This window comes from Aquimarina spinulae (assembly GCF_943373825.1).
GTDB classification, from domain to species: domain Bacteria; phylum Bacteroidota; class Bacteroidia; order Flavobacteriales; family Flavobacteriaceae; genus Aquimarina; species Aquimarina spinulae.
Genome location: NZ_CALSBP010000002.1, coordinates 890,536 through 910,920, shown reverse-complemented (window position 1 = coordinate 910,920; position 20,385 = coordinate 890,536). Strand labels below are relative to the sequence as shown.

The following is a 20,385-nucleotide window of genomic DNA, read 5'->3' as shown; positions in this document are numbered from 1 at the left end:
AATTATCAAATAAGCCATTACAATAAAGTTAATGCTAATAATTAGAGTGATTATTGGTAAATTTTGTTTACATAATCAAGAAGATTGTGTTTGACTATAACAATAACAGGTATAAAACAGATGAGTGCATTTATAAATTTCTTCAGGGGTCTATTCAAATTTATTTATAGTAAAATATTTTTGATACAATTAGTTATAGCGGTAGCAATGCTTGCTATCTTATCTTATGTTGCATTAGAGTGGCTAGAAAGTACAACAAATCATCATCAACGTATTGTAGTACCCAGCTTAAGTAAAAAGACATTAGACGAGGTAGGGAAGGTATTAGAAGAAAAAGAGTTGAGATACGAAGTTCAGGATTCTGCAAACTTTAATCCTGATTATCCAAGATATTCTGTATTAGAACAGAACCCTGTTGCAGGTAGCGAAGTAAAAGAAAATCGTAAAATATACGTTACCTTAAATCCGTCGGGTTACCGTAAAATAGAAGTTCCTAATGTAGTACAGAGAACCAGAAGACAAGCAGAACCAAAATTGGTTGCTCTTGGGTTTAAAATAGGTTCTGTTACCTATCAACCTAATATTGCAAGAGATATGGTATTAGAATTAAGACATAATGGTAAACGGTTAAAACCAGGTACGAAATTAATGAAAACTTCTGTTATAGATTTGGTTCTGGGGAATGGAGAAGGAGGAACGATAAACTTATCTAATTGATTTTGAAAGAAAACGAAGATACGAGAGATTTTGATGCTAATGAGGATGACCTCTATGAGCATCATCGATTTGTGGCTGGAGCAGGGCAGGTACCGTTAAGGGTGGATAAGTTTTTAATGAACTTTGTAGAAAACGCAACCCGTAACAAAATACAACAGGCTGCAAAAAACGGAAGTGTTTTTGTAAATGATATTCCGGTAAAATCAAATCATAAGGTAAAACCAAATGATATTGTACGAGTGTTATTTTCTCATCCTCCTTATGAAAATTTACTAACTCCAGAGAACATTTCTTTAGATATTGTATACGAAGACGATGTGTTATTGGTTGTTAACAAACCAGCAGGGATGGTGGTACACCCAGGTCACGGTAACTATTCGGGAACCTTAATTAATGCTCTGATTTATCATTTTGATAACCTTCCTAATAATAGTAGTGATCGACCAGGGTTAGTACATCGCATTGATAAGGATACCAGCGGACTGTTAGTAATAGCCAAAACTGAAGAAGCAATGACTCACCTGGCAAAACAGTTTTTTGATAAAACCAGTCAACGTGAATATGTAGCAATTGTATGGGGTAATGTAACAGAAGATGAAGGAACAATAGAAGGTAATATAGGACGACATCCTAAAAACAGACTGCAAAACACTGTTTTTGAAGGTGATGAAGCCGATAAAGGAAAACCGGCAATCACACATTATAAAGTTATAGAACGATTAGGATATGTTACCTTGGTTTCTTGCAGATTAGAAACCGGAAGAACACACCAGATTCGAGTACATATGAAATATATTGGCCATACTTTATTTAATGATGAACGCTATGGCGGAGAGAAAATATTAAAAGGAACTACGTTTACCAAATACAAGCAATTTGTAGATAACTGTTTTAAGATTTTACCTCGACAAGCTTTACATGCCAGAACTCTTGGTTTTGAGCACCCGGTAACTAATGAGCATATGCATTTTGAAACTCAAATCCCAGAAGATATACAACAATGTATAGAACGTTGGAGGAAATATGCTAAAAATCAATTGTCAGAAGAATAAAGGTGTAATACCTGCATTTGAGATATTCAAATAAAAATTTAGCTTTTAAAATATCCCGATAATGGAAATTTCTTTTTTAGAAATCTTTATTCTTATAGGAGTTATTCATGGTTTTGTCCTGGGGGTAATAATCCTGTTTTCGAGGTTTTTTAAAAATGAAGACAATGCGTATTTAGCATACACCCTAATTATATTATCTATTATAGGGTTAAATAATTGGTTTTGGGATTTGGGAAAAAACCCAGTGTTGATTTCAATATTGGATCTGTTTTTATGGCAATTTTTATATCCAGTTACCTTATTTGTGTTTTTTGTAAAAAAAATAAAACACCCTCTGGTAAAAAGCAATACAATTTTTTTTCTGTACATTCCTTTTTTCATCTTAAGTCTACTTAATGGTATTATATCTCTAGATACAATTTTTGGCCTTTATGAAATCATAATACCTAATAAAAAAGAAATCATTTTTTTCTTTTATAAAACAGTAAGTATAGTATCTGTTGTTTTTCCAATCATTTTTATGGCAATATCATTTAGATATTTGTTCTATTCAAACACAGCATTTAGTATAAAATGGATAAAGAGAATCTGGGTTTTTATTTCTCTTTTAGAAATTTATGGAGTTATTTTAGAAGTGTATAGGTTTATGTATGATTATAAAATGCCATTGACATATTTGTGGGTAGGGGTTTCTGTTTTTATGTATTGGCTTATCTATAAAGGACTTTATCAGTTTAAACTATCTAATGACCAGTATGAAATTAGAAATCAGCTACAACGATCCAAAATCAACAAGAAAGTACCTAAAAATGAAGTTAATTCCTATATGCAACAATTACTGGTATTGATAGATCGCGAAAATATTCATCATAACCCAGACATTAGCCGGGATAGTGTTGCTCAAAAGCTTGGGATAAGTAGCGGGTATCTTTCAGAACAAATCAAAAAATCAAGTAATAAAAATTTTTCAGAATTTATAAATAGTTATCGGGTAAAAGATATACAACAAATGATTCTGGATCCTGAGTTCGATAAATATAGTATTCTTGCCATTGGCCTGGAAGCAGGGTTTAACTCTAAAACTACTTTTTATACGGCTTTTAAAAAGGAGACAGGACTATCTCCCAACGAGTTTAAAAAACAAAATCAATAGGTTCGAATTTCTCATATTCTGACAATATAGAACGGTAAAAATATACCACCTAGATAGGTTTGCAACATATAAACTAAAACAAATAAGTATGTGTAAATCAAGTAGTCATAAAGTGTTTTCTTTACTATGTTGCTTTTTCTTCGCTGTTGTAGGTAAAGCTCAAACCGAAATTATCTCTTTTGAAAATGTAAATGTAATCCCAATGTATAAAGAAGCGGTATTACTTAATCAAAGAGTGATTATTACAGATGGGAAAATAACTACAATCGAACCCGTTTCTCAAAAACCTTCAGAAAATATCAATATAACTATTAATGCTAAAGGTAAATATTTGATTCCTGGTTTAGCAGAAATGCACTTTCACCTGGAAAATAATGCGAAAAATGAGTTTAAACTTTTAATAGCCAATGGAGTAACAACGGCTCGAAATATGGCAGAGTATGAAAGACAGGATCAAATTGAAGTTCGTAAAAAAGCTAATGGTAATAAAATTTTGGCACCACATTATACGACTACAGGCCCTTATCTAAAAGCTCATCATTTAAAAACTGTCGATGATGTCATTAGTATAGTAAAAAAACATCATGAAAGAGGATATGATTATTTAAAAATAGCTGATAATCTTCCGAAAGAAATATATCTGAAATTGATAGAAGAGACTAGTAAATACAATATTCCGGTTATTGGTCATGGGCAAAGAAAACTTCCTCTAGAATATTCTCTCAGAATGAAATCTATAGCCCATATAGAAGAGTTTATGAATATATTCAATACGGAGCAAAAAAAAGATACTGCATATCTAAAACAAGCAGCCATCCAGATCAAAACAAGTGGAGTATATGTGTCTCCGACTCTGGGAGTCTTTGAGATGATTAGTCGATATGCAGATGATAAAAAATTCGAAATACTTAAAAAAAGCGATGAGTTAAAATACCTTCCCGAAGCATATGCAGCATATTGTACTTCAGATAGTATTCATTATCGTACCAATACTTGGTTTACGGCCCCAGAATCTCTTATTCGCCTGAATAAAGAACTACAATGGCAAAAGAAACTCACAAAAATATTAAATGATGAAAACGTGTTTTTACTTGCCGGAAGTGATACTTACGGTCTTTTTTTGCCAGGGTTTTCATTACATAGAGAATTAGAATTAATCTGTAGTGCCGGACTTTCGCCTTACGAAACCTTAAAAACAGCTACGGTGAACCCTGCTCGATATTTAAATCGAATCGCTGTAAGTGGTACAATTACCGAAGGCAAAAAAGCAGATTTGGTGTTACTTAATAAAAACCCTTTAGAAGATATTCGAAATACGAAAACTATTGAAGGCGTGATGATTAAAGGAAAATGGTTGGCAAGAAATGAATTAAACACCCTATTGAAAGAAGTAGAAGATGAGTATAGTTCTAAAAAGAAAAAAGAAAAATAACCTCTTGTGTTTTAATTAAAAAATGATGTATAATGTAGTTATTTCGTTCATTATCATCATATTTAGAGAAGATTAAATAAAGGTTACTAAAAACTTTATTTTGAAATAAATAAGGATTACTGATCAAATAATACTACCTTTGCGTTTTAATAAATTATAATGAACAAAGGAACAGTAAAATTTTTTAATGACTCCAAAGGATTTGGATTCATAACAGAAGAAGGATCAAACAAAGATCATTTTGTACACATTTCAGGTTTAATCGACGAAGTGCGTGAAGGTGATGAAGTAGAATTTGATCTACAAGAAGGTAAAAAAGGATTGAACGCGGTAAACGTGAAAGTATTATAATATACATTTGACTTTTTTAAAACACAAGCCTGTCGATTAGACAGGCTTTTTCCATTTTAAAACGTACCGATCTTAATAAAATCGCTTAACAGCTTTTAAAACCTTATCAGCACGTTGCATATCAAGTTGTTTTATGTATTTATATGTGCGATTTAAAATATTTTGTACTTGCTCGTCACTCTTAAATTTTTTTCTGATATGATACAGATCCAGAGCTACCTGCAGATCATTAGGAGAAAAAGAAACCCCTGTATATTGTTGTAAGAGTTGTAAGTAGGTAAAACCAAACTCTTGTGTGGGTTCTATCATAGTACCTTCACCAAAATCATTCCAGGTGATGATTTGAATAAAGTCTGAAAGTTCGTGATGTGTATAATTAAGAGTTTCTGCAAAAGTATGGCCAGAATTAAGATCAATAGTCCAATCATTACTACCATCAGACCATCCTCCTTCTGTATAAAAACTCCTAAAACCGGGATAAGAAGATCCTACGGTTATTGCATTAGATGCTTGATAAGTGTCATAATAATTTTGATGAGCAAGTAAATGATCTTTATCTACCCATAAAAACTCTCCAGAAGCATTCACTCCAACACGATCACTTGCCGCCCATAATGTTAAAAAGTCTGGGCGATTTTCTGTGGGAAGTATTTCAAATACCTGATTCCATTCGGTTTCTGTGGTTATGTGATGAGGACCAAATACGAATAACATATTTTTACCATTATATTGCATGTATTCGGGGCTAGAGAAATAGGTGTCATTAATATATGTAAAATCTTCTTGTGCAGCTTCTATGATATCTGTAGTAAGAGATTGCTCTGTTGCTTGAGCAGCGACACGATCCTCATACATAATCGAAAATTCAAGACCTAAATCTTCCAGGGTGTTAATAAAGGTTTCTGTTGATTTTTTTATCAATCCATAATCGTGTACATCTCTACTACCATACCAATCAAAAATTACCCCATCGATTCCCGAGAGCTTCATCATTAAAAAATGGTATTCATGTAAATCAGGATCACTAGAAGAATATGGACCGATAAGAGGATAATAATACGAGGCGATTTGCGAATTACCATTTTCATCTTTGATTTCGGGATCTTGGTTGGTCATTGTCCAGTGTTGCCCCCAATATCCATCAAAATCTTTATTTTGAAACCAGGGCAAATAATGTACATATACTTTTTTTGGATTTTCTTTAACGACATCCATACCAGAAATATCAACAATATATCCTTCTTTCTCAAGTTCTAAAAATTCTATTTCTTCCTCTAGAACTTTCCGTAATTCGGCATCAGTATATGTTGTGTCCTGAACAACTTCTGCTGCAGATTGTTCTTCAATCTGTTGTTGCTCAATTAAAGTAATATCTTCTTTTTCACAAGAATAAAAGAAAATAATAAAAAGAAAAATGAAAAAAATAAAGGTACTCGAAGATCTTAACATATCACAAATATTAAATTAAACGTTAAACAAAATGTCTAAAGAGTTTTTATGTTTAGAAGAAAATTTGTGAATAATTAGACAATGTGTTCTAATGTTTAATACATCAGAGTTCATGCTTTTGTGACGAAAATGAGGGTTTCCCCCTCTTTGTAATACGTTATTTGCATTAAAATTAGTTAAATTCTTTTTTTCTAAAAAGAAATATGACATTTTTTTTGTTTTTTACTAGCTGAAAATCAGTTATTTATATTTGTTTCAAATAAAAATTAGCAACTGTTATTGATACTTCACTTCTGTAATGGCAACCTATAGATAGAGATCATCAATAATTCAATAGATAAGAAATACTATGATTGATTTATGGTTTCGTGATACCATCGTATTTTAACCATAAAACCTTTCAGAATGAAAATAAAAAGAACCGGGATTATTTTATATGTTAAAAAATATGAGGAGTCTATTGTGTTTTATGAAACTATTTTAGAGCTATCTATTTTATTTCAAAATAATGAATTAACATGTTTTGATTTGTATGGCACCTATTTAATGGTTGAAAAAGAAGATAGAGAAGATTACCTGAAAATGACTGAAATGAATGCAAAGGCATTTAGTTGTATACGAATGAATGTAGATAATGTGCAAAGAGAGGTAAACAATTTAAAGAGAAAAGGAGTAGCCGTTGATTATCAGGAACACCATTGGGGAAAAGTAGCAAAATTTTACGATCCCGATAGGAATCTGATAGCGTTTAGAGATGAAGAAACTTTTATTAAACAGATAGAAGAATATATTCTGAAATCAAAATAACTTTTGCAAATACCTAAATAGAGAATAAATACAGATATAGATTTTAATTGTCCATAGACAATTGTATTTTTGAAGAACAAAAAAGTCACCTACATGAAAATTGTAATATCTCCCGCTAAATCATTAGATTTTGAAACCACATTACCAACTAAGCAGTATACGACTCCGGCCTTTCTTACAGAAATAGAAAAGTTAAATGGTGTATTAAAGAAAAAAACACCTAAAAAATTGTCTGACCTAATGAGTATAAGTGATAAGTTGGCACAACTTAATTGGCAACGTAATCAGGAGTTTCACCTTCCATTTACAAAGGAAAATGCAAGACCCGCGGTATATTCGTTTAACGGAGATGTGTATATCGGGTTAGATGCGTATACTATTCCCGAAAAAAAATTAGACACATTACAGAATCAATTAAGAATACTTTCTGGATTGTATGGAGTTCTAAAACCTTTAGATCTAATGCAACCTTACCGTCTTGAGATGGGGACTAAATTAAAAGTAGGGCGAAAAAATAATTTATACGAGTTTTGGAAAAAAACAATTACACAGTATTTCAATGATGAATTACAGGATGATGAATTATTTATTAACCTGGCAAGTAATGAATATTTTAGCGTAATAGATAAAAAAGCATTAAAAGTACCTGTGATTACTCCACAATTTAAAGATTGGAAAGGAGACAAACTTAAAATGATAAGCTTCTTTGCCAAAAAAGCCAGAGGTATGATGGTTCGTTATATTATAGATACTGGTGCAGAAACTATTGAAGATTTAAAAGGGTTTAATTATGAAGGGTATGGGTTTAGTGAAGAATATACAACTAAACCTAATGAATTGGTTTTTGTACGGTAACTTTAATACGTATGTGGGTATCGAAAATCTTCGATACGTTATTTAACAATGAACTCATCCTGAGTAGTGGTTTTAAGCCGAAAAGTTTGGCTTTTGTGCCATAATGAAGTTAATTTTTTTTTCAGCATAGCCTTAGCTACGTTGAAAAAAAATAACAAAATTAGAGTGCAAAATGTGGATTTTGTAGGCAAAAGCATTACTCAGGACGAGTTCAATTACTAACTTCCGTTTTTAAATGCATCTAATTTTAGTATCTTCAACCCAGATATTAGTAACATAAATCATTAGATGCAAAAAATTATCAATTTTCTCGACAGAGTTGGTGAGAAAATAGGAGTACTGGTTAGTTGGGTAGCAGCGTTACTGGCGATAGTCATTGGTCTTGATGTAATTATTCGCTATATCTTCAAGTTTACCTATGTATGGATGATCGAAATAGAGATTTATCTCTTTGGGATGCTATTTCTTTTAGCGTCTGGGTATACTTTTAAATACGAGAAACATGTACGGGTAGATGTTTTTTATACCAAACTTTCTAGAAAAGGAAAAGCGTGGGTGGACCTGTTAGGGGGAGCTCTTTTGCTTATTCCCTGGTGTTATGTAGTTATTGTTTCTTCCTGGTATTATGGGTTATCTTCTTTTATGATAGGAGAGAGTTCTCCTCAACCGGGAGGCTTACCTGCCCTATACATACTTAAATTTTGTATTACTCTGGGTTTTGTTTTTCTGTTACTTCAAGGAATATCCCATATGTTGAAATCAATTCAAATTATTTTTAATAAGAATTAGAAATGGAATACCTGGCAATACTACTATTTGTAATTATCTTCATTCTGATTCTAAGAGGATATCCAGTTGCTTTTACGTTAGGAGGGATTTCGGTAGCCTTTGCCTTTGGGGTATCTATTTTTGCTCCAGAAGTGTTTCAGATGTCTACATTTTATTTGCTTCCGGCAAGAATTATGGGAGTAGTTAATAACTATGTGCTAATGGCGGTTCCTCTATTTATTTTTATGGGGATAATGTTAGAAAAATCAGGTCTTGCAGAGAGCTTATTAGAAACTATGGCAATGATGTTTGGGCGTGTACGTGGTGGTTTGGCAATTTCTGTAGTGATTGTTGGTGCTTTACTTGCAGCATCTACCGGGATTGTGGGAGCAACAGTTGTGACAATGGGATTAATAAGCCTACCTACAATGCTTAAACGAGGATACAAAACAGAGCTTGCAACCGGAGTGATAGCATCGTCAGGAACATTAGGGCAAATCATTCCACCATCGATTGTATTGGTATTATTAGCAGACACAATCAATAGCTCATCAAGAGGAGCAGCCTCTGTAGATGTAGGAGCGTTATTTTCTGCAGCACTATTGCCAGGCTTGATATTGGTAGGATTATATATTGCCTATATTTTAATAAAATCTTTCGTTCATAAAGAAGATGCTCCCAGTATTCCTGCAGAAGAGATTGCAGCATTTAGAGGAGCTAATTTTACTTCAAAAATTCTAAAAGTACTCTTCTTGCCAATACTTTTAATAGTATTGGTATTGGGGTCTATTTTTACGGGTATAGCTTCTCCTACAGAAGCTTCTGCTATTGGAGCTATTGGCGCAACAATACTAACCATAATTCAAAAAAAGTTTTCGTTTAAAATTCTAAAAGAAGTAGCTCAGGAAACTACAAAATTAACATCGATGGTGTTTTTTATTCTTTTAGGAGCAACTACATTTACCTTAGTATTCAGAACGTTGGGGGGAGATGCATATCTGCAAGAATTGATTATGTCATCTAATTTAACACCTCTTATGTTTTTGCTATTGGTGATGGTAGTGATTTTTATTGCAGGCTTTTTTATTGATTTTATTGAAATCGTTTTTATTATAGTACCGGTAGTAACTCCAATTTTTAATGCTTTTGGTATGGATATGTTGTGGGTCGGGATTTTAATAGCATTAAATCTGCAAACGTCCTTTTTAACACCACCATTTGGCTTTGCTTTGTTTTATCTTAAAGGTGTTGCGCCAGATCATGTAAAAACCAGTCAGATTTATAAAGGAATTATACCTTTTATCATTATTCAATTAATTATTGTTGGTGTAGTTGTATTTTTTCCTGAAATTATTTTTATATCAAAATAGAATACTAAAATGTATCCTTTAGAAACGATAAAAGAATACCCTTTTTTTATTTCTAAAGATGTTTAATAATATAGTACTAAGTCTTATGAAGTTTGTTATCATCCAAAAACATAAAATTTTAAGGTATTTGACCTTAGTAGCCACTGTAGTGTTATTTCTTTCTTGTTTGGGAGATCCACCGGCAAGTATGCGTACTACTTCGTATGATGTGACTAAACCAGACAAAGTGTTTTATTGGAAAATGACGACCACCTGGCCGCCAAACTTTCCGGTAGTAGGTGAAGTTGCAGAGAAATACTCAGAATGGGTAGAGGAATTGTCTAATGGGCAGATTAAAATAAAAGTATATGGTGGTGGAGAATTAGTACCTCCGTTAGAAGCTTTTGATGTAGTATCCCAGGGAACTATTGAGATGGGATGTGGAGCAGCATATTATTGGGCAGGAAAAACCCCGGCAGCACAGTTTTTTGCGGCCGTACCATTTGGGATGAATAGTCAACAAATTACCTCCTGGCTAGAAACAGGAGGAGGATATGAATTATGGAAAAAGACATATGCCAAATTTAACCTCGTACCATTTATGGGAGGAAATACAGGTGTACAGATGGGAGGATGGTTTAACCGGGAAATCAATTCTGTAGAAGATTTTAAAGGATTAAAAATGCGCTTACCAGGAATTGGAGGAAAAGTATTAGAAAAAGCCGGTGGAGCAGCAGTTTTGGTTGCAGGTAGCGAGGTGTATACAAGTTTAGAAAGAGGAGTTATTGATGCTACAGAATGGATTGGCCCGTATCACGATTATAAAATGGGGTTTCATAAAATTGCAAAATATTATTATACACCAGGATGGCATGAGACCGGTTCACAACTTGAGTTTTTTATTAATAAGAACTTGTATGATGGTTTGCCCCCACATCTGCAAGCCGTTTTAGAAGCAGCTTCTAAACGAGCACAAGTATGGGTTTTGGCAGAGTTCGATAGACAAAATGGGATTTATCTCGATAAATTAATACATGAAGAAGGTGTCGAGATTCGTGAATTTTCTAAAGGAACTCTAGATGCTCTGCGAGGATTTACCGATGAAGCCATCCAGGAAATGATAGGAGATGATCCACTTTCTAAGGAAGTATATGAGAGCTATTCAAGCTTTCAGAAAAGGATCTCCAAATGGTCCGAAGTAACAGAAAAAGCTTATTATAATAAGATACAGAAGTAATCAAAAAAAACCGTTTCAGAAGAAATTTTCTTTGAAACGGTTTTTCTTATCGATTATAATAGATAAGACACAAAATGATTATTAAAGCGTGAAGTTTTCTTCTACGTCCAAATCTATTGTGGTAACAGTTCCATCAGAATCAGTTTGCGTTGCAACATTATCACAAGTTCCATCACCATAATCTAAAGTAATGGTTGATGCATTTTCATTGGTTACAAGAACACCGCTTACAACATATTTACAGTCGTTTTCTACTCTCAAAGGAGTGGTAGTTTTAGAAGTATATAATTCTCCACTACTAAACTCAGCTTTAGTATCCATATTAATAAGAGTATATGACTCGGCAGATTCTTCATTAATTACGATTTCAACTGAAGTAGTATTCTTACTTAGTACAGAAAGCCCATCGTCCCAGGTAAACTTAAAGTTAGAATCTGTAACAAATTTTTTGTCTAGTATATTGTATGTGGCAATAGAGCTTCCACTTACCGTTATACCATTAAAAGAAAAGTTCTCTAAGGTGTATGTTATATCGAATGCTAACACTCCAGAAGCTTCTTTCATCTTATAGCTTAATAAAATTGTCCCCGAAATAGCTTTTCCATCAGGAGATGTACAATTTTCACCAAAAGTGATAGTAGCGGTTCCTCCGGTATCTGTTAATTCAGAAGTAAGGGTGATACAATCATTAGATCTATTCTTTAAACTACGATTCGCATTAGATGGATTGTTCATAGAACCTTGTACTGCAGCGTTAATTTCTCGATTTGCAGACCTCACATCTTTATATTTAGCCGAGGCGGTAATCGGATTTGTTTCATTTGTGTTGTCATCGTCACTGCTACAACTAAACAAAAAAGTGGTAGCTACCAAAATACTTGCAAAAGCAATAATTCTGTTTTTCATAAGAAAATAATTAAAAAATAAAGGTTTATATATAAGTTAACTGCGGGGTATTGGGCGGCAAACTTAACTAATACAGTCAATGAGAGGTACTAATCCTTTGTTAAAGTTTATTAGATTATTTTCATGGTATAACAAAAAAAACGTTTCAGAAATTTTTTCTAAAACGTTTTAATTATTTTGAAAGATCGTACTACAATTCGATAGTAGTTTCATTACCATCAGCATCAGTCTGAGTTGCAATATTATCGCATTCCCCATCACCATAGTTTAAAGTAATAACAGCACTATTCTCTGTAGTTACTATAATACCACTCACAGTGTATTGACATGAACTTTCATTACGTAGAGGAGTTGTGATCTCCACAGCAAATCGATCACCATTACTAAACTGAGTGAGACTATTACCTGTAGTTAAACTATAAAAAATTAGATTAGGCGGTGTGTCTGGATTACTATTTCCTGGGAAAGACTCTGTTGCAAAATTAGTTTTACTTGTAGCAGTAATTCCATCTGTCCATGCAAATGTGAAATCAGAATTTGTAGTGAATTTAGTATTTCCTGTGTCACTGTTAAAAGAAAATATAGTAGTGGCAGTTCCACTCACAGTAATATCTTTATAAACAATCTTATCTAGGCTATAACTAATCTCAATTTTACTTTCTGTATCTAGTTTAAGACTAAAACTCATCTGAATTCTACCAGAAATTACTTCACCATTAGGTAACTCGCAATTATCTCCAAAATCGATAGTAACTGTTTTGGTTTGATCAGTTACTTCAGAAGTGATCGTTGCACACTCAGGTGTTTTTACATTAGAAAAAGACTTATTACCAATATTAGTTTCGGTATTAAAAACATTTTCTACTACAGAATTTATTTCTTTGTTAGCAGATGTGATGTCTTTATATTGTTTTGAAGTCGTAACCGCAGTAGTTGGTATTTGTGTTGCGTCATCGTCATTACTACAGCTTAGCAAGAAGCTACAGGTTATGAATAACAGGCCTGTGTAGGCAAAAATTCTTTTTTTCATTGTTAAAAGCTTTAATTAATAAATTGAAAAATGTTATGGGACGTATGATCAGTAAACGATTATAACTCACAGAATCTTATAAAGAGTGTAGTTAATTTGTGTTAAGGTTATGTTATAAGATGTTATTATAAGATGCTGAATTGGAGACAGAAGATTGTTAAGCATATCACAGATTAATTTTATTTATACCAATTTTAACATTACTGTTGCACAGCATTTTTGTTATGAATATCTTCGTAGCGAATGTTCGCTAAAAATGGTTTTAACTCATAATTTATATCATGCAAATCAAAAAAGTTTTAGTAGCTAATCGGGGGGAAATTGCAATCCGTATTTTTAGAGCTTGTACAGAAATTGGATTAGAAACAGTAGGAGTGTATACCTACGAAGATCGATATTCTTTACACAGGTACAAGGCAGATGAAGCATATCAGATTGGCGAAAATAATGAACCATTAAAGCCCTATTTAAATGTAGAGGCCATTATAAAGGTTGCCAAAAGCAATAATGTAGATGCAATTCATCCAGGGTATGGATTTCTTTCTGAGAATGCAGAGTTTGCACAACAATGTTTAGAAAATGATATTATATTCATTGGCCCCAAAGTATCGGTTTTACGTTCTCTGGGAGATAAGATTACGGCTAAAAAGGTAGCGATCGAGAATGATATTCCTATCATAGAGAGTAATAAAGAGGATCTTACAGATGTAAAAATTGCTTTAAAAGAAGCGAAGCGTATTGGGTATCCGGTAATGCTTAAAGCTGCTTCTGGAGGAGGAGGCCGAGGGATGCGAGTGATTCGAAATGATGAAGAACTAGAAAAAGCATACCCAGAATCACGAAGAGAAGCCTTAAATGCCTTTGGAGATGATACCGTATTTCTAGAGAAGTTTGTAGAGAACCCAAAACATATCGAAATACAAATCGTAGCAGATCATCACGGTAATATGGTGCATCTTTTTGAACGCGATTGTTCGGTACAACGACGGTATCAAAAAGTAATCGAATATGCTCCTTCTTTTGGAGTATCCGAACATATAAAACAGGATTTATACAATTATGCTCTTGCTATTTGTAAAGCAGTAGATTATAATAATATCGGTACTGTAGAATTTTTGGTTGATGAAGATCAAAGTATTTATTTTATTGAAGTAAATCCACGTGTACAGGTAGAACACACAGTGACAGAGATTGTAACAGGAATAGACCTGATCAAAGCTCAGGTATTTATTGCAGGAGGATATAAATTATCTGATAAACAGATTAAAATTGAAAGTCAGGAGAGTATAAAAACAACGGGGTTTGCATTACAATGTAGGATTACAACAGAAGATCCCGAAAATGATTTTAAACCTGATTATGGTACTATTACAACCTATCGTAGTGCTTCGGGGTTTGGGATTCGGTTAGATGCTGGTAGTGTGTATCAGGGAGTAACCATTTCGCCATTCTTTGACTCGATGTTGGTTAAAATTTCGGCAAATAGTAGAACTCTGGATGGTGCATGTAGAAAAATGTTAAGAGCGCTGTCTGAGTTTAGAATACGTGGTGTAAAAACCAATATGCCATTTTTGGCTAATATCCTAAGGCACGATACGTTCAGAAAAGGAGAGGTAACTGTTAATTTTATTCAGAATACAAAATCATTATTTACGATTAAAGAGCCTCGTAATCGAGCTACCAAATTGGCCAATTTCTTAGGAGATATTATCGTTAATGGTAATTCTGATGTTAAAAAGATTGACGATACAAAAACTTTTGTAGTACCTACGGTTCCAAAATTTGACGAAACCTCGGGATATACAAAAGGAACCAAAGATTTACTTACCGAATTAGGACCAGAGAAATTTGCAACATGGCTCAAGAATGAAAAGAAAATTCATTTTACAGATACTACGATGCGTGATGCGCATCAAAGTTTGTTAGCAACCAGAATGCGTACCTATGATATGATTAAAGTGGCAGAAGGATTTGCTAAAAACCATCCCGAAATCTTTAGTATGGAAGTTTGGGGAGGAGCTACTTTTGATGTCTGCCTTCGTTTCCTTAAAGAAAATCCATGGGAAAGACTTCGCTCGCTACGAGAAGCAATGCCCAATATATTACTTCAAATGCTGATTCGTGGCTCTAATGGTGTAGGATATACAGCATATCCTGATAATTTGATAGGGAAATTTGTAGAACAATCCTGGGAGAATGGAGTAGATGTATTTCGAATTTTTGATTCCCTAAACTGGATGAAATCTATAGCCCCATGTATCGAACATGTACGTACAAGAACACAAGGACTTGCCGAAGGTTCCTTATGCTATACAGGAGATATTTTAGATCCAAACCGAACGAAGTATACTCTCGATTATTATATTCAACTGGCCAAAGATATCGAAAATGCAGGAGCACATATTCTGGGAATCAAAGATATGGCAGGATTGCTAAAACCATATGCTGCGTATGAATTGGTTTCGGCATTAAAATCCGAAATTAATATTCCTATACATCTGCATACGCATGATACTTCTTCGGTACAATCAGCAACATATCTCAAAGCAATTGAAGCGGGTGTAGATGTTGTAGATGTTGCTTTAGGTGGGCTATCTGGATTAACAGCACAACCTAATTTTAATGCGATAACAGAAATGATGAGATTTCATGAGCGTGAGAATGTAATGGATACCTCTAAATTAAATGAGTATTCTAATTACTGGGAGGCTGTACGCGAATACTATTATGTTTTCGAGTCTGGACTAAAAGCAGGAACAGGAGAAGTATATCAACACGAAATCCCAGGAGGACAATATTCTAACTTAAAACCACAAGCGCAGGGATTAGGGTTAGCAGATCGCTTTCATGAAATTACTAAAATGTATGGAGAAGTAAATGAGCTTTTCGGAGATATTGTGAAGGTAACACCAAGCTCTAAAGTAGTGGGGGATATGGCGCAATATCTGGTGAGTAATAACCTAACCATAGAAGATGTAAAAGAGCGGGGAGATACTATTTCATATCCACAATCGGTGGTTAGTTTGTTTAAAGGAGAATTAGGGCAGCCCGTTGGCGAATTCCCAAAAGATCTTCAGAAATCAATACTAAAAGATCAAAAACCATTTACAAACAGACCTAATGCACATCTGGAACCTGTTGATTTTGAAACCGAATTTACAGAGTTTGTCAAAATATTCAAAAAAGGTATGGGAAGAGAACTGGATATTACAGATTTCCTTTCTTATAAATTATATCCAAAAGTTTTTACAGGAGCCTATAATCATCACTTAAAGTATGGTAATGTGATGACGATACCAACCAAAAACTTTTTTTATGGAATGGTACCTGGAGAGGAGATCATTATAAAACTTGATAAAGGAAAAATTCTGTTAATAGAATTAATATCGGTAGGAGAACCTCATGATGATGGTAAAGTAACTGTATTCTTTAAAGTAAATGGTCAAACCAGAAATGTAGAGATACAAGATCATTCGATTAAGGTAGATAAAGTAATACATGCCAAAATCGATAAGGCCGATGCTAAACAGATAGGTGCCCCTTTACAAGGATCATTATCTTCTGTATTAGTCAAAACAGGTCAGGAAGTAAAGAAGAATGATCCACTATTTATCATCGAAGCCATGAAAATGGAAACCACCATCACAGCCAATGAAGATGCAGTGATTAAGAAAATTGTTCTTAAATCAGGTACGATGGTAAATGCAGATGATTTGGTGATCATGCTTAAATAGTTTTGTCTATTTTTACATCATGCCATATTTTTTAATTATTGCCTTACAAGGCTTTTGTATTTACCATGCTATCAAGAATAAAAACAATTACTATTGGTTTTTTGTAATTATATTTTTACCAGTATTGGGGAGTGTTATCTACCTTTTGACTCAGGTATTTAGTAAGAAAGATTTGGATGTGGTTCAGAATGAAATTGTGAACGTGATTAATCCTACCAAGAAGATTGATGATTTACAAAAACAATTAGAATTTGCTGATACATTTCAGAATCGAGTGAATTTGGCAGATGCTTTATTAGAAATAAAAGATTATACTAATGCTATAAACGAATACGAAGTGGCACTTAGTACTAATTATGATAAAGATACAGGTGTCATCAAAAAATTGATCGAAGGGTATTATCAAATCAAAAACTATGATAAAGTTATCTTTTGTGCCGAGAAGATAAATGCTAAACCTGATTTTAAAGGATCTAGAAGTCAGTTTTTATATGGTTTGGCATTAGAAGAAATAGGACAGTCTGAAAAAGCAGAAGATAATTTGAGACAGATTGATCAACGATATTCTAATTATCAGGAACGATATATATTTGCTCAGTTTTTGGTAGAAAAAGGAAAAAATGAAGAAGCTAAAGAAATTCTATCCGAAATTTTGACAGAATCTCGACACATGTCAAAACCCAATCGAAGTAAATATCAGGGAGTAGTAAATGATGTAAAGAAATTAGCTTCTTCTCTTTAGACATACTCTAGATTGTAATATAAAAATATATAACCTCACAGGTTTTCAAAACCTGTGAGGTTATAAAATCTAATGGGGCTAGTGTGTTACGAGTTGCTTTTTGAAAGCTCTCTTAAAATTTTCTTTTGAAGAAAAAAATGAATTATTGCGAATCGATAATCTCAAAAGTTTCAATATGCTCTTTTTCCTTTGTTATTATAATTCCTTTTTCTTGAAGAAGTAGTTTAATTTCGTGTATGGGATCGGTAACTTTTTTGATTTCGTTTAATTTTATACCGTAGGTGTAGACTAATTTGTCTTTTAAGTCAATGTCAGAAGTGAAAAACTCTTTAGATGTGTTTTCAAAAAGTGGTAAGAGTCGTTGAATAGGAGTGTAAAGTGTTGAGGTTCCTTCTTCTAATTCATCTTTTGTGATAATATATTGATTGGGAAGAGTAGCCGTTAATTTGTTTACTAAATGTTCATTTTCAACATTTTTAAATTTGATATCTAAATAACTCAATAACTCTTCGTGTATTTCTTTAAATGCTTTTTTTACATCATTTCCTTTTTCATTTTTAGAATATATGATGTCATAAGCAAAAGTGTCCTTGGATTTATTTTGTATTCGAATTTCTGAAGGAATATTATTAATTATTTTGAAAATATTGGTTAACTCATTACCTATAATCGTAATTCCGACAGAACTATTCCTTGAGCTATAGCCAGCAATATTACTTTTTTGATATGGTGATTTGCGTATTACAAAACTTCTAATATTTGCTTTGTCGACTAATTTACGGGATGCTTCAGTTTTGTTTGCATTTATATTTTTTATTAAATCAATATAAACAGGATCTTCACCTGGATAAAAACCACCAGCAAATGATATTCCCGACAATTTAGAGTCATTGTTCATTTTTGGTTCTGTTAGTTTTTTAAGAGCAATGGTGTCTGTTGTTAAAACCTCTTCTATTAATTCTTCAGTAATGCGTCTGCCTCGATGAACGATTTCACCCTTTTTGTTGATAATTACAATACTAGGGAAAGATTGAATCTCATAATCCTTAAGGGTTTGTTTGTCCTCTATTCTAGCAATCCAAAAATCAAGATCAACATTTTTTAGAAAATTCTCTAATTTTTCTTTTGGATCATTTGTAATGGCAATGATGTTTACTCCTTTGTCTTTGTATTTATTGTATAATACATTGTTCTTAGGGAATTCTGCGATGCATGGGCTACACCAGGTAGCCCAAAAATCTAAAATTATAACTTCTCCTTTAAGAGATGCAATTGTAGGTATTACAAGATCTGGCTTGTTATAAATGTCTTTTAATGAGATTTCGATAGCCTTTCTTGGGGAGGTTATGCTAGTGTCTTGGGGCAAAGTTTTAGCGCTATCATTAGTACAACTTAAGCTTAGTGTGATAATGAAGCTAAAAAGAATTGTGATTTTTTTCATTAATCTTATTTTTTGAAGTTGAAACAAAAGTATAGCTTCACCCAGAGCTCAAACATTTAAATAAGACTAAAAAAGAACTAATACCAGTATGAAAAAAGGACTAGTTATCTTCTCTAATTAAGAGGCTAATATTGTTTTAAGTTCATTTCTATTTTTAACATTAAGTTTGGTGTACATCTTTGATAGGTGAGATTTAATAGTAGAAACTTCTAAATGAAGTTGGATGGCAATTTCCTTATTTTGATAATCTTGGATGATAAGTTCTAATATTTCTTTTTCGCGCCTGGTGAGTGATTTAATTAATTGATTATAATCTGTAAACTCATATTTTTTGGGTTGAATATGGGTCGGTGATATTGAGGCAATTTTCTTTTTCAGACTAAAAATGTAAATAATTAAGATAATTACGAATAAGAAAAGGAGAATAATCGCAATATCCTTAAATAGAGAAAAGTTGTATTTATCAGCTTTGTGTTCGGCCTTATTAGTCTTATATCCAATTACATCTATTTTTTTACTAAATGCCTCAACATAGGCAAATGTTTCTTTATTACTTTTCTTTAACTTATAAAGAAGCTCTTTGTAAAAATCGGAATCATTTGTGTAATCTTTTTCAATATTTAATTTTTGAACGGCAAATATGTTTACAAGCGGATACGTGTTTGATTTACAGAATTCTTTAATAATGTGTTTTCTTTTTTTTGCAATTAACTTTTTCCCTTTTTCTGATTTTAGATAAGGATTAGAATCTTGGTTATTTATATTGTAGAGCGATAATTCTAGCTCTTTTATTTTATTATTTTGTTTCTCAAAATCCCCTGTGATTATATAATCAAGAGGGTTAGAACTAAAATCTGAAGATTCTATATGTATTTTTGATTTGTCGTTAAGAATAAGTAAAATATGATTTTTAGGTTTACGAGATAACATTACATCAATTTCTTCGCTTTCTACCAGGTAAATTCTTACAAAACTGTTTTCTGGTGGTAAATTATTTCCTTTGAAAACAAAATTCCCATACGTATCAAGTGTTGTAGAATTAATAATTTGACGGGAAGATGCAATATTGTGGTTTTCGCCTGGTTCTATGTACGCCATATAAATTTTATCATGCCAAAGCTCATTATAATTTGATAGCTGACCAGAAATTTCATACTGTGCACAGATAAATTGATTTGAAAAAAATAGAATGATGTAAACAAGATGTCTGCTCTTCATGCTGAAGTAATTATAGAAAATTATAAGATATTTAGTTTTCTTAACGTTTTATTGTCATAAATGTATACAATTAGAATCATCTTTATATATCTATCACCTTGGTAGTTTCTAAAATCTTTCTATTTTTACTAAAAAGTAGAAATA

Annotated in this window: 17 protein-coding genes; 12 read left to right on the top strand and 5 right to left on the bottom strand. The window is 32.7% G+C overall.

Features of this window, described 5'->3' with window-relative positions:
• The first annotated feature begins 180 nt into the window (after positions 1–180).
• The 5 genes from NNH57_RS09545 to NNH57_RS09525 all read left to right on the top strand — a co-directional run bounded on the left by NNH57_RS09545 (position 181) and on the right by NNH57_RS09525 (position 4,705).
• A complete protein-coding gene (locus NNH57_RS09545; protein WP_254504154.1) occupies positions 181–717 on the top strand; it encodes a PASTA domain-containing protein in 537 nt (178 codons plus the stop codon).
• The gene (locus NNH57_RS09540) at positions 714–1,769 is read left to right on the top strand and encodes an RluA family pseudouridine synthase (protein WP_234423362.1); all 1,056 of its coding nucleotides are present in this window, start codon (positions 714–716) and stop codon (positions 1,767–1,769) included. The genes NNH57_RS09545 and NNH57_RS09540 overlap by 4 nt, the downstream gene beginning before the upstream one ends.
• 61 nt (positions 1,770–1,830) lie before the next feature.
• On the top strand, positions 1,831–2,922 hold the full coding sequence (locus tag NNH57_RS09535) for a helix-turn-helix domain-containing protein (RefSeq protein WP_108807764.1): 1,092 nt from the start codon (positions 1,831–1,833) through the stop codon (positions 2,920–2,922).
• A gap of 88 nt (positions 2,923–3,010) precedes the next feature.
• Positions 3,011–4,354 carry an amidohydrolase family protein gene (locus NNH57_RS09530; RefSeq protein ID WP_108807765.1) on the top strand — a complete coding sequence of 448 codons (1,344 nt, stop codon included), beginning with the start codon at positions 3,011–3,013 and terminating at the stop codon, positions 4,352–4,354.
• A gap of 159 nt (positions 4,355–4,513) precedes the next feature.
• Positions 4,514–4,705: a cold-shock protein gene (locus tag NNH57_RS09525; RefSeq protein ID WP_024770737.1), complete on the top strand. Its 192-nt coding sequence runs from the start codon at positions 4,514–4,516 to the stop codon at positions 4,703–4,705.
• A gap of 72 nt (positions 4,706–4,777) precedes the next feature.
• Here the strand turns inward: NNH57_RS09525 and NNH57_RS09520 are convergent, their stop codons facing one another.
• Entirely contained in the window at positions 4,778–6,154 is a 1,377-nt protein-coding gene (locus NNH57_RS09520; protein ID WP_108807766.1) for a glycoside hydrolase family 99 protein, read from the bottom strand.
• A 405-nt stretch (positions 6,155–6,559) separates the two neighbouring features.
• Between NNH57_RS09520 and NNH57_RS09515 the strand changes: the two genes are divergently transcribed.
• From NNH57_RS09515 to NNH57_RS09495, 5 genes are all read left to right on the top strand, one after another.
• A complete protein-coding gene (locus NNH57_RS09515; RefSeq protein ID WP_074408865.1) occupies positions 6,560–6,961 on the top strand; it encodes a VOC family protein in 402 nt (133 codons plus the stop codon).
• A gap of 93 nt (positions 6,962–7,054) precedes the next feature.
• Entirely contained in the window at positions 7,055–7,816 is a 762-nt protein-coding gene (gene yaaA / locus NNH57_RS09510) for a peroxide stress protein YaaA (protein ID WP_108807767.1), read from the top strand.
• 288 nt (positions 7,817–8,104) lie between these two features.
• On the top strand, positions 8,105–8,605 hold the full coding sequence (locus NNH57_RS09505; RefSeq protein ID WP_074408863.1) for a TRAP transporter small permease subunit: 501 nt from the start codon (positions 8,105–8,107) through the stop codon (positions 8,603–8,605).
• A gap of 2 nt (positions 8,606–8,607) precedes the next feature.
• Positions 8,608–9,954 (top strand): TRAP transporter large permease, encoded by a 1,347-nt coding sequence (locus NNH57_RS09500; protein ID WP_108807768.1) that lies wholly within the window; start codon positions 8,608–8,610, stop codon positions 9,952–9,954.
• A gap of 85 nt (positions 9,955–10,039) precedes the next feature.
• Complete coding sequence (locus NNH57_RS09495; RefSeq protein ID WP_254504152.1) at positions 10,040–11,170, top strand: TRAP transporter substrate-binding protein; 1,131 nt, start codon at positions 10,040–10,042, stop codon at positions 11,168–11,170.
• 81 nt (positions 11,171–11,251) lie between these two features.
• On the opposite strand, the gene NNH57_RS09490 is transcribed toward NNH57_RS09495, so the two are convergent.
• Together NNH57_RS09490 and NNH57_RS09485 are read right to left on the bottom strand one after the other, a co-directional pair.
• Complete coding sequence (locus NNH57_RS09490; protein ID WP_074408861.1) at positions 11,252–12,076, bottom strand: hypothetical protein; 825 nt, start codon at positions 12,074–12,076, stop codon at positions 11,252–11,254.
• 190 nt (positions 12,077–12,266) lie between these two features.
• On the bottom strand, positions 12,267–13,106 hold the full coding sequence (locus tag NNH57_RS09485; protein WP_074408860.1) for a hypothetical protein: 840 nt from the start codon (positions 13,104–13,106) through the stop codon (positions 12,267–12,269).
• A 281-nt stretch (positions 13,107–13,387) separates the two neighbouring features.
• On the opposite strand from NNH57_RS09485, the gene NNH57_RS09480 reads away from it, so the two are divergent.
• Positions 13,388–16,840 carry a pyruvate carboxylase gene (locus tag NNH57_RS09480; protein ID WP_074408859.1) on the top strand — a complete coding sequence of 1,151 codons (3,453 nt, stop codon included), beginning with the start codon at positions 13,388–13,390 and terminating at the stop codon, positions 16,838–16,840.
• Positions 16,841–16,859: 19 nt separating this feature from the next.
• Positions 16,860–17,582 (top strand): CDC27 family protein, encoded by a 723-nt coding sequence (locus NNH57_RS09475; protein WP_074408858.1) that lies wholly within the window; start codon positions 16,860–16,862, stop codon positions 17,580–17,582.
• Positions 17,583–17,724: 142 nt separating this feature from the next.
• On the opposite strand, the gene NNH57_RS09470 is transcribed toward NNH57_RS09475, so the two are convergent.
• Complete coding sequence (locus NNH57_RS09470; RefSeq protein WP_108807769.1) at positions 17,725–19,023, bottom strand: TlpA family protein disulfide reductase; 1,299 nt, start codon at positions 19,021–19,023, stop codon at positions 17,725–17,727.
• A 117-nt stretch (positions 19,024–19,140) separates the two neighbouring features.
• Positions 19,141–20,241, bottom strand: a complete 1,101-nt coding sequence (locus tag NNH57_RS09465; protein WP_108807770.1) for a response regulator transcription factor — start codon at positions 20,239–20,241, stop codon at positions 19,141–19,143.
• Positions 20,242–20,385 lie beyond the last annotated feature (144 nt).

Coding starts and splice junctions, on each gene's coding strand:
- NNH57_RS09465 (WP_108807770.1), bottom strand. CDS start 20,241: ATGAAGAGCAGACATCTTGTTTACATCATTCTATTTTTTTCAAATCAA.
- NNH57_RS09485 (WP_074408860.1), bottom strand. CDS start 13,106: ATGAAAAAAAGAATTTTTGCCTACACAGGCCTGTTATTCATAACCTGT.
- NNH57_RS09535 (WP_108807764.1), top strand. CDS start 1,831: ATGGAAATTTCTTTTTTAGAAATCTTTATTCTTATAGGAGTTATTCAT.
- NNH57_RS09530 (WP_108807765.1), top strand. CDS start 3,011: ATGTGTAAATCAAGTAGTCATAAAGTGTTTTCTTTACTATGTTGCTTT.
- NNH57_RS09475 (WP_074408858.1), top strand. CDS start 16,860: ATGCCATATTTTTTAATTATTGCCTTACAAGGCTTTTGTATTTACCAT.
- NNH57_RS09495 (WP_254504152.1), top strand. CDS start 10,040: ATGAAGTTTGTTATCATCCAAAAACATAAAATTTTAAGGTATTTGACC.
- NNH57_RS09480 (WP_074408859.1), top strand. CDS start 13,388: ATGCAAATCAAAAAAGTTTTAGTAGCTAATCGGGGGGAAATTGCAATC.
- yaaA (WP_108807767.1), top strand. CDS start 7,055: ATGAAAATTGTAATATCTCCCGCTAAATCATTAGATTTTGAAACCACA.
- NNH57_RS09490 (WP_074408861.1), bottom strand. CDS start 12,076: ATGAAAAACAGAATTATTGCTTTTGCAAGTATTTTGGTAGCTACCACT.
- NNH57_RS09520 (WP_108807766.1), bottom strand. CDS start 6,154: ATGTTAAGATCTTCGAGTACCTTTATTTTTTTCATTTTTCTTTTTATT.
- NNH57_RS09515 (WP_074408865.1), top strand. CDS start 6,560: ATGAAAATAAAAAGAACCGGGATTATTTTATATGTTAAAAAATATGAG.
- NNH57_RS09505 (WP_074408863.1), top strand. CDS start 8,105: ATGCAAAAAATTATCAATTTTCTCGACAGAGTTGGTGAGAAAATAGGA.
- NNH57_RS09500 (WP_108807768.1), top strand. CDS start 8,608: ATGGAATACCTGGCAATACTACTATTTGTAATTATCTTCATTCTGATT.
- NNH57_RS09525 (WP_024770737.1), top strand. CDS start 4,514: ATGAACAAAGGAACAGTAAAATTTTTTAATGACTCCAAAGGATTTGGA.
- NNH57_RS09470 (WP_108807769.1), bottom strand. CDS start 19,023: ATGAAAAAAATCACAATTCTTTTTAGCTTCATTATCACACTAAGCTTA.